The organism is Cobetia sp. 5-11-6-3, assembly GCF_013374055.1.
Taxonomy (GTDB): Bacteria; Pseudomonadota; Gammaproteobacteria; order Pseudomonadales; family Halomonadaceae; genus Cobetia; species Cobetia marina.
Window position 1 is genome coordinate 287,027 of the sequence record NZ_BLWJ01000004.1, and the last position, 14,654, is coordinate 301,680.

General features: G+C 64.8%; 11 protein-coding genes. 9 read left to right on the top strand and 2 right to left on the bottom strand.

All coding sequences use genetic code 11. From position 1 onward, the window contains the following. Window positions 1-12: 12 nt before the first annotated feature. A complete protein-coding gene (locus tag HXS66_RS09280) occupies window positions 13-888 on the bottom strand; it encodes an alpha/beta hydrolase (protein ID WP_176503389.1) in 876 nt (291 codons plus the stop codon). A 170-nt stretch (window positions 889-1,058) separates the two neighbouring features. Then, window positions 1,059-3,230, bottom strand: coding sequence for a TonB-dependent siderophore receptor (locus HXS66_RS09285; protein WP_176503390.1), 2,172 nt, complete (start codon window positions 3,228-3,230; stop codon window positions 1,059-1,061). 135 nt (window positions 3,231-3,365) lie between these two features. On the opposite strand from HXS66_RS09285, the gene HXS66_RS09290 reads away from it, so the two are divergent. The 9 genes from HXS66_RS09290 to HXS66_RS09330 all read left to right on the top strand — a co-directional run bounded on the left by HXS66_RS09290 (window position 3,366) and on the right by HXS66_RS09330 (window position 14,636). Further along, window positions 3,366-4,370 carry an AraC family transcriptional regulator gene (locus HXS66_RS09290; RefSeq protein WP_176503391.1) on the top strand — a complete coding sequence of 335 codons (1,005 nt, stop codon included), beginning with the start codon at window positions 3,366-3,368 and terminating at the stop codon, window positions 4,368-4,370. Window positions 4,371-4,538: 168 nt separating this feature from the next. Then, window positions 4,539-5,846, top strand: coding sequence for an O-acetylhomoserine aminocarboxypropyltransferase/cysteine synthase family protein (locus HXS66_RS09295; RefSeq protein ID WP_176503456.1), 1,308 nt, complete (start codon window positions 4,539-4,541; stop codon window positions 5,844-5,846). A 419-nt stretch (window positions 5,847-6,265) separates the two neighbouring features. Then, a complete protein-coding gene (locus tag HXS66_RS09300; RefSeq protein ID WP_176503392.1) occupies window positions 6,266-7,258 on the top strand; it encodes a DctP family TRAP transporter solute-binding subunit in 993 nt (330 codons plus the stop codon). 2 nt (window positions 7,259-7,260) lie between these two features. Continuing rightward, window positions 7,261-7,854, top strand: a complete 594-nt coding sequence (locus tag HXS66_RS09305; protein WP_255303176.1) for a TRAP transporter small permease — start codon at window positions 7,261-7,263, stop codon at window positions 7,852-7,854. Beyond that, complete coding sequence (locus HXS66_RS09310; RefSeq protein ID WP_176503393.1) at window positions 7,851-9,140, top strand: TRAP transporter large permease; 1,290 nt, start codon at window positions 7,851-7,853, stop codon at window positions 9,138-9,140. The genes HXS66_RS09305 and HXS66_RS09310 overlap by 4 nt, the downstream gene beginning before the upstream one ends. A gap of 3 nt (window positions 9,141-9,143) precedes the next feature. Then, entirely contained in the window at window positions 9,144-9,923 is a 780-nt protein-coding gene (locus tag HXS66_RS09315) for an aldolase/citrate lyase family protein (RefSeq protein WP_176503394.1), read from the top strand. Window positions 9,924-10,031: 108 nt separating this feature from the next. Then, on the top strand, window positions 10,032-11,768 hold the full coding sequence (locus HXS66_RS09320) for a thiamine pyrophosphate-binding protein (protein WP_176503395.1): 1,737 nt from the start codon (window positions 10,032-10,034) through the stop codon (window positions 11,766-11,768). Window position 11,769: 1 nt separating this feature from the next. Then, window positions 11,770-13,107: a Zn-dependent hydrolase gene (locus HXS66_RS09325; protein WP_176503396.1), complete on the top strand. Its 1,338-nt coding sequence runs from the start codon at window positions 11,770-11,772 to the stop codon at window positions 13,105-13,107. Further along, a complete protein-coding gene (locus tag HXS66_RS09330; RefSeq protein ID WP_176503397.1) occupies window positions 13,104-14,636 on the top strand; it encodes an aldehyde dehydrogenase in 1,533 nt (510 codons plus the stop codon). Before HXS66_RS09325 ends, HXS66_RS09330 begins: the two co-directional genes overlap by 4 nt. Window positions 14,637-14,654: the final 18 nt, after the last annotated feature.

Below are 14,654 nucleotides of genomic sequence, written 5' to 3' on the forward strand. Positions count from 1 at the left end.
CGGCCGGTCGGATCAACGTGGCCTCATCAAGCGTTCCATCACTGCCCGCGCGGCGGGCCACATCACGCTGCCGTGGTCTTCGCCCTCGAACAGTCGCCACTGGACGGCTGCCTGTGGACAGTGCTCGCGCAGCTGGCGTGCATGCTCATGTGCGTTGTCGATCATCGCGCGCTGGACACGCAGCCTGTCACGCTCAGGGTCCTGTCGCCTGGGCTGCGGCGATTGCTCACGTCCGCCAGCGGCGATGTACACCGGGCCCGCCGCCTCGGAGCAGGCAAGACGCAGCGGCCAGCTGGCCGGGTCATTCTCCTGCAGCCACCACAGTGAAGGGCTGATCGCGAAGATGGCCCCGAAGGCCTCGGGCGCCTTCTGCTGGGCATGGAGCGCGAACAGGCCGCCGAGTGAATGTCCGACCAATGCAGGCCGCTCGAGATCGAGCGGATAGCGTGAGGCCAGTTCAGGCAGCAGAACCTGTATCAGGTAGGCGAGAAAATCCTCGCCACCGCCGGTACCCTCTGGCGCCGTGCCGGTGGTGAGCGGTGGCGTAAAATCCTTGAAGCGTGCTTTAGAGATAAAGGCTCTGTCAGGGCCGCGACCGCCACTCCCCGCATAACCGACCGCGACGATGGCGAGGTCTGACGGCGCCTTATCAAAGCCACGGCGTCCCAATATGTTGCGCGCTGCCATGAACAGATCCAGATGGCGATTGCCATCCAGCACCAGCAGTACCGGATAGCCGCCCTCGGGCGGTGCGATCTGCGGCAGCGCCACCTGAATCAGGTAGTCATGTCCCGTGGTGGATGAGTGCTGCGTGAATGCGGTCGTCGTTCCCTGCAGCACCCTGGCGTCTCCCATGTGGCTCATGACGGGGCCGGATGACAGCAGCACGCCTGACGTCACTCCTGCCATCACCCACCGGCGCGCCCAGCCACGCAGTCGGTCGTGCAAGCGGTGGTGCCATCGGCGGTGTTGCCATCGGTCGTGAAACGGTGGACGAGTGCGAGAAGGACGTCCCTGTCCTCCCCTCACTGCCAGTGCCGTCTTGATGAGTGTCATGCTCAGAACTCGTACTTCATGGTCGCGACGGCGCTGGCCGGACGTCCCACGAAGTTGAAGACACTGGCCGAACCGGCGCGCACGTAATATTCACGATCGAACAGGTTGTAGACGTTGAGCTGGCCACTGAGTTTGGGCGTGAACTGATAGCCCAGCATGGCATCGAACACGGCATAGCCCGGTGCCTGGATGGTGCCCTGGGTGCTGTCGAAATCGCTCAGTGCCGTCATGCCGGCACCGACGGAAACGCCATCCAGCAGGTTGCCCTCGAAGCGATACTGGGTCCACAGATTGACCATGTTGTTGGGCATCAGCATCAGCAGTGCATCGGAGCTGCCGGCCTCCAGCACCTCGGAATCCATATAGGTGTAGCCGAAGATGACATCCCACTGCGGCGTGATGTTGCCGGCCAGTTCAAGCTCCGCACCGGTAATGCGCATCTTGCCGGAATCCACCGAGTAACTGACGCTACCGTCGGTCGAGGAGGCAGCACGGTGATTGTCGGTCAACTGGAAACCACTGATACGCGCATTCAGCGCACCATCCAGATAGCTGCCCTTGATCCCGATCTCGTATTGCTCGCCTTCGCGCGGGTCGATCAGGTCGCCATCCTCGCCTTCGCGGGTCTGTGGCTCGAAGACTCTGGAGTAGCTGGCATAGAGGGAGTGGTCGGCGTCCAGGTCATAGACGAGTCCGCCATAGGGCGTGACGGCGGTGTCCTGCATGTCACTGCTGCCGCCGTTGAGCTTGTCTTCGGTCTCGGCCGAGAACTGGCTGACGCGCGCACCCAGTATCACCGCCAGCGGTGCCACGGGACGCAGTGTCACCTTGCCGTACAGGCCCTGCTCCTCCAGGGTGGTCTCGGTGCGCGACAGGCTGTAACCGCTCACGCCATCCCGGGCGTTGCCGAGAATGTCGACATAGGCCAGGGAGTTCAGCTCGCTGATGCTGGCGCTGGAGCCGGTCAGGTTGCCGGTGCGCGCCGCGGTGGTATCCGATTCCGATGTCTTGTAATCGACCCCGACCACGAATTCGTTCTGGTTGCCGAAGGCATCGAAGCCCTGGGTGTAGCTGGCATCCACGCTCACCGAGGTCTCATCGGTGACACCGGCATAGCCCGCGACACTGCTCAAGTCGCCGGTATCGCTCAGTGCCGATCCGCTGTAGGCGTATTCGTAATCGGCATTGCGATCACTGTAGCGCGCCGCCAGTCGACCATAGCCGCGTGAGCTGAAGCGGTGGGTCAGCTCGGCGATCACATCGGTAGCATCGCTCTCGAAGCTGTTCCAGTCCGCGCCGTAGAATGCCGAACGGCGACCATAGCTGAAGTTGTTGTCACCATCGACCGGCTGCCCCTGATTGACGCTGATGTCCTTGGTGTTGTGGATCACCCCCAGCGACAGCTCGGTATTCTCGTCGAGATCGATATCCAGCGCGCCATAGAAATCATTCAGCGTGTTGTCGTTGTCATCCACCCATTGCGCCTGCTCGGTGGAGCGGGTCACCAGGCGCCCGCGAATACGGCCCTGTTCATCGATGGGCCCGGAGAGATCGACACTGACGCTTCGGTCTTCCAGCGTACCGACACTGCCGCTGATGGCGCCCTGGAAGGTATCGGTCGGGCGCTTGCGCACCAGATTGATGACCCCGCCCAGCTCACTGGTGCTGTTGAACAGACCGGATGGCCCACGCATGACCTCGACCCGGTCGATGGCGGTCAAGGATGGCACCGAGCCCGTCAGACTCGACATCGGCGCGGACAGCCCATCGATGCTGTAGGCATCGTATTCATAGCCGCGCGCGAAGATCGACGAGCGACCGCTGTCATTGTTCAGCACCCGCACGCCCGGCGTACGTGCCGCCAGCTGATCCAGCGTGATGAAGTTCTGGTCCTCGATGGCATCATGGGTCACCACGCTCACCGACTGCGGAATGTCGCGCAGCGAGGCCGGCACCTTCGAGCCCACCGTGGCAGCGTCAACGCTGTAGCCGCCGCTCTGCTCACTGGACGCCATGTCATACAGGCGCAGGCCCGTCACCCGCTGGGTATCCAGCACCATCGTCGCGTCTTCCGCCTGTGCCGGCAGACTGACCAGCACCACCCCCGCCCCGATCATCAGACGACGCGTACCTGCCCCGCACAGACCGCGTCCCCGTACCGTCACCTTCTTCATCGTGTCCCCTTGGCTCACCTGGCTATCGCTACTAATGATAATTATTTGCATCTATGTGATTGACGGGGCATTTTGGCACTCCATGACGACAAAAACCTTTGCGGGACCCTCCCTGATGTTTGCAGGTGCGACAAGATGAGCCTTACTCCCCCTCCCGGCCTCGCCAGCTCTCACACCTCGGCAGGCGCACGCCACCGGATCATCGAGCTCGATCACGTGCACCGCATGGCGCGAGCACTGACCAGCGACCACCAATGCCAGCCCGCCGAGGGCCAGTCAGCCGATGGCGCGCTGATCGGCAACATGCACCTGCAGGAAGTGCAGCCGGGCCTGTTCATGCGCCTCAACCGCATCCGCAAGCGGGCGGATCTGATGATTCGCTCCCGCATCGAGCCATCGCTGAAGATCGCCGTGGTATGGCGTGGCGAGCCCAGGGTCAGTTTCGGGCCACAGCGCCATGCGCTGAAGCCGGGTCGCGCACTGTGCATCGCCCTCGATGAGCCCACCGAATTCCGGCTGCAAAGCCCCAAGGGGGCTTATGAGCACAGCGCCATCCTGACGCTGACGCCAGCCTGGCTGACGTGGCATCTGGGGGTTTCAAGCGCCAGCGAGGTGATGCCCGAGGCGCGGCATCTGGCGCATTACCATTGGCAGCCGTCTGCGCGTCTGATCGAGCGCCTGGAGGAATTCAGTCGCCAACGGCCGGGAACGCTGGCGCTTAGACTCGGCATCGAGTCAGTGGCGCTTGAGGTGATCAGCGAGTGCCTGGCGGCCAGACCGCCCCTGGCGGATGACAGCGCACAGCGCCGCCTGCAGGACACGTCAGAGTGGCAGGCGAGGCTCGAGGACTGGATCTCCAGCGGGGAAGTGGCCTATCTGAGTCAGGCGGAGATCGCCGCCCGGCTGGGCATGAGCGTGCGCCAGTTGCAGCGCCGCTATCGCGACGCCTACGGCCAGACCATGGCGCGGGACCTGAGGCGGCGGCAGTTGCTCCGCGCGGCGCACCTGTTGCAGGACCGCAATGTCACGGTGGAGGCCGCCGCCGAGATGGCGGGGTATCGCAGCGCGGCCAATTTCGCCACCGCCTTTCGTCGCCAGTTCGGCGTGCCGCCCAGCCAGCGGCCTGTCGTGACGGCGTGAACGACGCATGGACCTGGAGATGCCCCGTTGCTAATGTTGAGCGGCATCGCGGCCCGCGCCATGCCTGCCGATTGCGGCAGCACCTGAACGGCACGCACGAAAACCGCACCCCACAACAAGATCTTCGCCACGCTCTCGCACAAGGACACTGCCATGTCAGTCGACAACATGAAGCTGGAATCGCTCGCCCTGCATCACGGCTACACCTCGGAAGCCACCACCAAGGCGGCGGCGGTGCCGATCTACCAGACCACCTCCTACACCTTCGACGACACCCAGCACGGCGCGGACCTGTTCGATCTCAAGGTGCCGGGCAACATCTATACCCGCATCATGAACCCGACCAATGACGTGCTGGAGCAGCGCATGGCCGCCGTCGAAGGCGGGATCGCGGCGCTGGCGGTGTCCTCCGGCATGGCAGCGATCACCTATGCCATCCAGGCGCTGGTGGAAGTCGGTGACAACATCGTCAGCACCAGCCAGCTGTATGGCGGCACCTACAACCTGTTCGCCCACAGCCTCCCGCGTCAGGGGGTCGAGGTGCGCATGGCGGCCTTTGATGACTTCGCCGCACTCGAAGCGCTGATCGATGACAAGACCAAAGCGGTGTTCTGCGAGTCCATCGGCAATCCTGCCGGCAACATCGTCGATCTCGAGCGTCTGGCTGAGATTGCACACAAATACGGCGTGCCATTGATCGTCGACAACACCGTGGCGACGCCGGTACTGTGCCGCGCCTTCGATCACGGCGCCGACATCGTGATCCACTCGCTGACCAAGTACATCGGCGGCCACGGCACCACCGTGGGCGGCATCATCATCGATTCCGGCAAGTTCGACTGGGTCGCCCACAAGGAGCGCTTCCCGATCCTCAACGAGCCAGACCCCTCCTATCACGGCGTCGTCTACACCGAAGCCTTCGGCCCGGCCGCCTATATCGGTCGCTGTCGCGTGGTACCGCTGCGCAATACCGGCGCCGCGCTCGCCCCGCACAGTGCCTTCCTGCTGCTGCAGGGGCTGGAGACACTCGCACTGCGCATGGAACGCCACTGCAGCAATGCGCTCGCGCTGGCCGAATACCTTCAGCAGCACCCGAGCGTCAGCTGGGTCAACTACGGCGCCCTGCCGGACAGCCCCTATCACGCCACCTGCCAGAAGATCACCGGCGGCAAGGCCTCCGGCATCATCAGTTTCGGTATCAAGACGGACGCGACAGGGGCCGATCAGGCTGAAGCCGGGCGTATCGCCGGCGGCAAGTTCATCGATGCGCTGCAGATGATTCTGCGCCTGGTGAATATCGGTGACGCCAAGTCGCTGGCCTGCCACCCGGCCTCCACCACCCACCGCCAGCTCAACGAGGAAGAACTCGCCATGGCCGGTGTCTCGGCGGACCTGATTCGCATCTCGGTGGGGATCGAGCATATCGACGACATCATCGCCGATGTCAGCCAGGCGCTGGACAAGGCGGTGGCCTGACGCGAGCGCGGCTCTTAAACGACAGTCAGGCGACATTCAGACGCCGACCAGGCCGCCTCAGCGACACATCAGCGCCCGCGAAGACACGCCTCTTCGCGGGCGCCTTGCATTGCTCGCAGGCGCCCGCGAAGAGGCGTGTCTTCGCGGGCGCCTTGCATTGCTCGCAGGCGCCTTGCATTGCGTGTCCCGATGACTGCTGCTTCTCTCAGGCCTGCTGGAACCGAAATGGGCACCGAGAAGATAACGGTATATAAATAACTGGCTCTCAGATGGTCGGGACATCCAGACCCAGCATAAATCTGATTAATACCAAGAATAAGAATTCGCAACTACCGAAATACACGAGCAGAACACACTCTTGGGTCAAGGCGTACACAGAGACGCCTGTCACGACCATAACAACTCCAAGAGGTGTCCCGATGAAATCCGTCCCGCTGAAGCCTGCCCTGCTGACTGCTGCCATCACGGCGGCCTGTGCCCTGCCGCTGAGCGCCGCCCAGGCTCAGGATATCAAGCTCGGCCACGTGCTGGCGCCGACCCATAGCTGGAACATCGCGGCGGAAGGCTTCGCCAAGGATGTCGCCGAGGCCACCGAGGGCCGCGTCAATTTCCAGGTCTTCCCCAGTGGTCAGCTCGGCAATGAGAAGACCGTCGTCGAAGGCATGCAGATCGGCAGCGTGCCGGCCGGCGTGATCGGCTGTGGTTCCTTCCAGCCGCTGGATGCGCGCTTCGGCATCGTCGAACTGCCCTACTCCTGGCCGGACCGCGAACACGCCTACGCCGCCTATGACGGCAAGCTGGGCGATGCGCTCGAGGACATCGCCGACGAGCACAACATGAAGATCCTGTCGTGGTGGGAGAACGGCTTCCGTCACGTCACCAACAATCGCGGCCCCATCACCAGCCCGGAAGACCTCGCGGGTCTCAAGATTCGCGTCACGCCGGACAAGATGCGTCTGGACACCTTCACCGCGCTGGGTTCAAGCCCGGCACCGCTGTCCTTCGGTGAGCTCTACTCCGCATTGCAGCAGGGCGTGTTCGATGCCCAGGAAAACCCGCTGGCCATCATCTATTCCTCCTCGTTCAGCGAAGTGCAGGACTACGTCTCCCTTACCGGTCACGTCTGGGCACCCGCGTGTCTGACCATGTCCAACTTCAGCTGGAATCAGCTCTCCGAGCAGGATCAGGCCGCGGTACAGAAGAGCGCCGTCGAATGGCGTGACAAGCAGCGCGCGATGACCCAGAAGGATGACGCCGAGCTGGTCGCCAAGCTGGAAGAAGCCGGCATGCAGGTCAACGAGGTCGATACCGCGCCCTTCAATGCCAAGGTGCAGGGTGTGTGGGCTGATTACGCCGACGTCTTCGGGCCTGAGCTGATGGGCCTGGTCGAGCAATACCGCAAGGGCGAGTGACGATGTCTTCCGCCGCTCCCTCCGTCAAGCCGCTGGTCGCGTTGTGTGCCGTGCGCACCTTGATGATCACTCTCTCACGTTGGTGCTGCCGGGGCTGTCTGGCCCTGGCAGCCAGTGGCGTGGCCGCGCTGTCGGCATTGGTGATCTGGACGGTCTTCATGCGCTGGGTGATGGGTCAGCCGCCGCACTGGGCAGAGGAATTGCCGCAGCTGGTGCTGGTCTGGACGACATTGCTGGCCGCGGTGTCCTGCACCCGCAACCGCACTCACCTGAGTGCGGGTCTGCTGCCGCTGCTGGTGCGCTCGCTGCGTGTCCAGCGCATCACCGGACGCATCACTGACGCCATGATCCTGATCATGCTGCTGTTGCTGGCCAAGGCAGGCATGGACCTGAGCGCCATCACGATGCGCCAGACCACCACCGCGCTGCAGATTCCCGCCGGCATCGTCTACCTGTCCGTGCCGCTATGCTGCACCGCGATGGCTCTGATCCAGCTTGAGCATCTGTTGAGTCCTTCGGCCATCGGAGCCGAGGTTCACGAGACGGATGCCACTGCGCCTGACAACGCTTCCTCTCGCCAAGGAGATGCCCCATGACACTCGGCGCCCTGGCTCTGCTCGGCGTATTCGCGCTCGGCATCCTCATCGACATCCCCATCGCCTTCGCGCTGTTGATGTCGGCCCTCTTCTACCTGCTGGCCTTCGGTGCCGCGCCGATGATGGTCTCGGCGCAGCAGTTCGTGGCCGGAATGGAAAGCTTCACCCTGCTGGCGATTCCGCTGTTCGTGCTCGCCGCCCAGTTGATGAATCGCGCTGGCCTCACTGAGCGCCTGGTGCGCCTGTGCATGGCGATGGTCGGTGACATCCGCGGCGGCCTGGCGGTGGTCGCGGTGCTGGCCTGCATGATGTTCGGCGCGCTGTCGGGTTCCGGCGTGGCGGACGTGATCGCCATCGGCAGCATGCTGCTGCCCACCATGGCCCGCAACGGCTATGACAAGGGCTTCAGCAGTGCGCTGGTCGGTACCGCCAGCTCCATCGGCACCGTGATTCCGCCCAGCATCGTGATGATCGTCTACGGCACCACCTCCAACACCTCGGTGGGCCAGCTGTTCATGGGCGGCATCATCCCCGGCCTGATGCTGACGGTCGCGCTGGTCGGCGTCGCCCTCTACCTGTCACGCAAGCATGGCTGGTCGGGCGGTGTCGCGGCCCGTGTGCCCGGCGAGCGCCGCCGCGCGCTGCTCAGTGCCATGCCGGCGCTGATGGTGCCGGTGATGATCATCGGCGGTATCCGCTTCGGGGTCTTTACGCCCACCGAAGCCGCCGCCTCCGCGATTCTCTACGCCATCATCATCGGCACCTGTGTCTATCGCAGCCTGACCTGGCGCGGCTTCCTGGACAGCGTCAAGGCGACCGCCGAGACCACCGGCGCCATCCTGCTGATCATCGGCGCGGCCGGCATGTTCGCCTGGGGTCTGACCTACGAGCAGGTGCCGCAGGCCATCGCCCAGTTGATCGGCGAATTCACCGACAGCCGCATCAGCGTCCTGCTGCTGCTGACCGCCGTGCTGCTGGTGCTGGGCTCCTTCATGGAAAGCGTGGCGATCATCATCATCGTGACGCCCATCGTGATGCCGCTGCTGGCGCAATACGGCATCAGCCCGGTGCACTTCGGGGTGCTGCTGACCGTCAATCTGGCCATCGGCGCCAACACGCCGCCGCTGGGGATCGACCTGATGGCCGCGTGTCGCATCGCCGGGATCAACGTCAGCGACTCGCTGCGGCCGCTGGGCCTGATGCTGGGCGCGATGCTGACCGTACTGATGCTGATCACCTTCATCCCGGAACTCGTGCTGTTCCTGCCCAACCTGATGGAGGGCTGAGCGATGACCTCTCTTGCCACTCAGTCCCTCCCGCAGCGCTGGCTGTTCGTGCCCGGGGATGACGCTGCACGACTGGAAGCCGCGCTCACCAGCGGTGCCGATGCCATCGTGATGGACCTCGAGGAATTCACCGCCCCCGAAGGCCGTGCACTGGCGATCAGTCGCTTCGCCGAGTTCGCCAGACGTGCCCGTCGCTTGCATCTGTGGCCGGCGGTACGCCTCAACCTGCTGGAGCAGGGTGGACGCGAGGAGCTGGCCGCGCTGATGCAGACCGCACTGGGCGAACTGGCCGGCACACCTGCTGCGGTCTTCCTGCCCGCCGTCGAGCAACGCGCCCAGCTGGCCGCGCTGGATGAGGCACTCGCCGAGCAGGAACGCCTGCATGCCCTGCCCGCGGGCTGTCTGAAGAGCATCGCGACCCTGGAAAGCGAGGCCGGCCTGTTGAACGCCGAGGCCTTGCTCGCATCGGGACGTGACACGTCACGCCTGCTGGGCGCGCTGATCGGCACCGGGGACCTGGCCACTGACCTGGGCCTGATGCCGGACCAGCCCGCCGCCATCATCACCGAAACCCTGAAACCGTGGCGCCAGCGACTGGCCGTGGCCTGCAGGACACATCAGCGACTGGCCATCGATGGTCCGTGGCGCTGGCAGCACGGACTGGGCACCGACCAGCACTGGGCCAACCAGCAGGGACTGCATGCGCGGTGTGTCATCCACCCCGATCAACTCGAAGCGCTCTACGACCTGATGCCCGCAGACAGTCACCGACTGCGCCGCTGACGACATCGCTCCGGCACCCTCTTTCGCTCTGACAGCCTCTTTCGCTCTGACAGCTTTTATTGCACCGACAGCCTTTTCACCTTACGCAACCACAACGAGAACCTTCCCATGACTCAGGCCGCTGACACCTACACTCACGAATCCACTCTTCCGCTGCGCAATGGCGGACAGATCCTCGTCGACCAGATCCGTCTGCACGGCACCAAGCGTGTCTTCCTGGTGCCGGGCGAAAGCTATCTGCCGTGCATCGATGCACTCAATGAGCACAGGGGCGCCATCGACCCCATCGTCTGCCGCCAGGAAAGTGGCGCGGGCTACATGGCCGAAGCCTACGGCAAGCTGACCAACGAGCCGGGCGTGTGCTTCGTCACCCGTGGACCGGGCGCCACCAACGCCTCCATCGCCGTGCACACCGCCTATCAGGATTCCACGCCGATGATCCTGTTCATCGGTCAGGTCGGTGGCGACTTCATCGAACGCGAAGCCTTCCAGGAAATCGACTACCGCCGCATGTTCGGCGAGATGACCAAGTGGGTCGCGCAGATCGACGACACCTCGCGCATTCCGGAATACATCGCCCGCGCCTATCAGGTGGCGCGCAGCGGTCGCCCGGGGCCGGTGGTGCTGGCACTGCCGGAAGACACCCTGTGGGGCGAGGCACAGGTCGCGGACGTCAAGCCGCACCCGCGCCTGATGACCTATCCGGGACAGCCGCAGCTGGATGAGCTCAAGGGCCTGCTCGCGACTGCCGAGCGCCCCTTCCTGCTGGTCGGCGGCAGCGGCTGGACCCGCGATGCCCAGGTCGCGCTGGAAGGCTTCGCCCAGCGCTTCGACATCCCCACCGGGGTCGCCTGGCGCCGTCTGGAATGTGTCGATGCCGAACTGCCGCAATTCGCCGGTCACGTCGGCATGGGCATGCACGCCGAGCTGCGCCAGCAACTCCTCGAGAGTGACCTGGTGATCGCCGTCGGTACCCGCATCGGCGAAGCCACCAGCGAAGGCTATAGCTGGATCCAGTCACCGGTGCCGACCCAGAAGCTGGTGCATGTCTATGCAGACCCGGAAGAGCTGGGGCGTGTCTATCAGCCGACGCTGGCCATCAATACCGACGTCAACGGCTTCGCGCTGGCGCTCTCCACGCTGTCACCGGACAGCGCGCCGCGTTGGTCCGGCATCACCCGCGAGGCACGCGCCGCCTATCTGGCCACGCTGGAAGAGCAGCCGTCGCCGGGCCCGCTGAGCCTGGACAAGGTCAGCCTGACCGTCGACCGCATTCTCGATGGCAAGGGCTGCATCAGCGTCGGCGCCGGCAACTACGCGCTCTACGCCCACCGCTATGTGCGCTTCCGTGGCCTGGGCAGCTCGCTGGCCCCAACCGTCGGTTCCATGGGTTACGGTCTGCCCGCCGCCATTTCCAGCAAGCTCGAATTCCCGGAACGCCCCGCCGTCTGCTACGCCGGTGATGGCTGCTTCCAGATGAACCTGCAGGAACTGGGCGTGGCGCTGCAGTACCGCCTCGGCATCGTGGTGCTGGTGTTCAACAACGGCATGTGGGGCACCATCCGCGCCCACCAGGAAAACGACTTCCCGGGCCGTGAGATCGCCCTGACCTTCACCAACCCGGACTTCGCCGCGCTGGTCACCGCCTACGGCGGCCTCGGTCAGGTGGTGGAGAAGGACGAGGACTTCGAGGCGAGCTTCACGCGCGCGCTGGAATTCGCCGACCGCGAGCGTCTGCCGGCCCTGATCGAGCTGCGCTATGACCCGGACGGCATCGCCCCGGGCAAGCTGCTCAGCGGCATCCGCGAAGACGCCCTGACACGCAACGACAAGGCAGGTATCTGACATGAGCACATCCTCAACTCAAGACGTGCTGGACTCCCTCGCCCTGCGCGTCGATGGCAAGCGCCTGTGGGACTCGCTGATGACATTGGCCGAGATCGGCGCGACGCCCAAGGGCGGCAACTGCCGTCTGGCCCTGACCGAAGAAGACCGCGCCGGCCGCTTGCTGGTCACCGGCTGGCTGGAGGCCGCTGGCCTGACACTGCGCGTCGACGAGATCGGCAACATCTTCGCCCGTCGTCCGGGCCGCGATGACAGCCTGCCGCCGGTGGCCACCGGCAGCCATATCGATACCCAGCCCACCGGGGGCAAGTTCGACGGCTGCTTTGGCGTGCTGGCTGGCCTTGAGGTCATGCGCGTGCTGGATGAACACGGCATCGAGACCGAAGCCCCGCTGGAAGTGGTGATCTGGACCAACGAGGAAGGCAGCCGCTTCGTGCCGGTGATGATGGGGTCCGGCGTGCATGCGGGCCTGATCCCGCTGGAGAAGGCGCTGGCCGCCACCGACCGTGACGGCGACAGCGTTGCCGCATCGCTTGAGCGCACCGGCTATGCCGGCGACGTGGCGGTGGGCAGCCATGATTTCGGCGCCTATTTCGAGGCGCATATCGAGCAGGGCCCGGTGCTGGAGCAGGAAGAGATCACCATCGGTGCCGTCACCGGCTCGCTGGGCCTGCACTGGTTCGACGTGGTGGTCAGCGGTCAGGAAGCCCACGCCGGCCCGACGCCGATGCCCTACCGTCGCGATGCGCTCAAGACCGCCTGCGCGCTGGTCAGCGACATCCTGACGCTGGCCGATGACTACCAGCCCAACGGTCGCGTCACCTGTGGCGAATTCAATGTGCATCCCAACTCGCGCAACGTGATTCCGGGCCAGGTCCGCTTCAGTGTCGACCTGCGTCACCTGGAACCGGCAGTGCTCGCCGAGATGCACGACCAGCTCAAGGCGCTGTGCCTCAAGCATCACGTGGCCAATCAGGCTGACAAGCAGCGCGTCGATGTCGAACTGATCGAAGTGCAGCACATTCCGCCGACGCCCTTCGCGCCGGAACTGATCGAGATGGTGCGCAGTGCAAGTCAAGAACTGAACCTCAGCTTCCGCGACATGGAAACCGGTGCCGGTCACGACGCCGTGCAGATCGCCGGCATCAATCCGGTGGCGATGATCTTCGTGCCCTGCGAGGACGGCATCAGTCACAACGAGAGCGAGAACGCCGAGCCTGCCGATCTCGAAGCCGGCGCCAACGTGCTGCTGCTGGCGATGCTCAAGCGCGCCGGTGTCGTCAGCCGCGGCTCTCTCGCCGACAGCGCCAACACCACGACCGCGGAGAACGCCCAATGAGCACTGCCACTGCTTCGACCACTGCCGCCCCGCTGACCCATGCCGACTGGCAGCAGCGCGCGGCAGCGCTGACCTTCGAGACCCGTGCCTTCATTGACGGTGCCTATGTGGAAAGCACCGGCTGCGATACCTTCCCGGCCTGGAATCCGGCCACCGGCGACGTACTGGCGCATGTCACCGCCTGCACCGAGCAGGACATCGACCGCGCCGTGATGGCGGCGCGGCGTGCCTTCGACTCCGGCGTGTGGTCGCGCCAGTCACCCCAGGCGCGCAAGGCCGTTCTGCAACGCTTTGCCCAGCTGATCCGCGAGCATGCCGAAGAGCTGGCGCTGCTGCAGACACTGGAGATGGGCAAGCCGATCGGCGACAGCCTGGGCTTTGATCTGGCGGAAACCGCGCGCTCGGTGGCCTGGTATGCCGAGGCCATCGACAAGCATTACGACGAGATCGCGCCCACCGGCGAGAACGTGCACGCCACCATTACCCGTGAAGCGCTGGGCGTGGTCGCGGCGGTGGTGCCGTGGAACTTCCCGCTGATGATCGCGTCGTGGAAGTTCGCTCCGGCGCTGGCGCTGGGCAACAGCGTGGTACTCAAGCCGGCCGAATCCTCAAGCCTGAGCGCGCTGCGTCTGGCGGCACTCGCCGATGAAGCCGGCCTTCCGGCGGGCGTCTTCAACGTCACGCCAGGGCTGGGCGCGGTGGCGGGCCAGGCGCTTGGCCTGCACATGGAAGTCGATGCGCTGGCCTTCACCGGCTCCACCGCCACCGGCAAGCGCTTCATGCGCTACGCCAGCGACTCCAACTTGAAGCGTGTATGGCTTGAGTGCGGCGGCAAGTCACCGCATATCGTGTTCGCCGATTGCCCGGATCTCGACCAGGCCGCACGCGCTGCGGCAGACGCCATCTTCATCAATCAGGGCGAAGTCTGCATCGCCGGCTCCCGCCTGTATGTCGATGAGGCCATCTTCGATGACTTCATGCCGCGCCTGATCGCCTGCGCCCGTGCCATGCCGGCCGGTGATCCGCTCGACCCGGCCACGCGCATGGGCGCACTGGTCAGCGCGGACCACCACGAGAAGGTGCTCGGCTTCGTCGAGACGGCGCTCTCGGAAGGCATGACGCTGCACCAGGGCGGCCGCGCCATCGCCCCTAGCGACGCCACCTCCGGCGGCTGGTATCTGGAGCCGACCATCGTGGAAGGCGGCCAGAACAGCACCGTGATGCGCGAGGAAATCTTCGGCCCGGTGCTGGGCGTGACCCGCTTCAGCGGCGAGGAAGAGGCCATCGAACTGGCCAATGATTCCATCTATGGCCTGGGCGCTGGGCTGTGGACGCGGGATCTGGCGCGTGCCCATCGTGTCTCGCGGCGTTTGAAGGCGGGGCTGGTGTGGGTCAACTGCTACGCCGATGGCGATATCAGCGTGCCCTTCGGTGGCGTCAAGCAGTCCGGATTCGGGCGTGACAAGTCACTGCACGCGCTGGACAAGTACTCCGACCTGAAGACCACCTGGATCAATCTGGCCTATTGAGCCGTCAGTCGGCCCTCG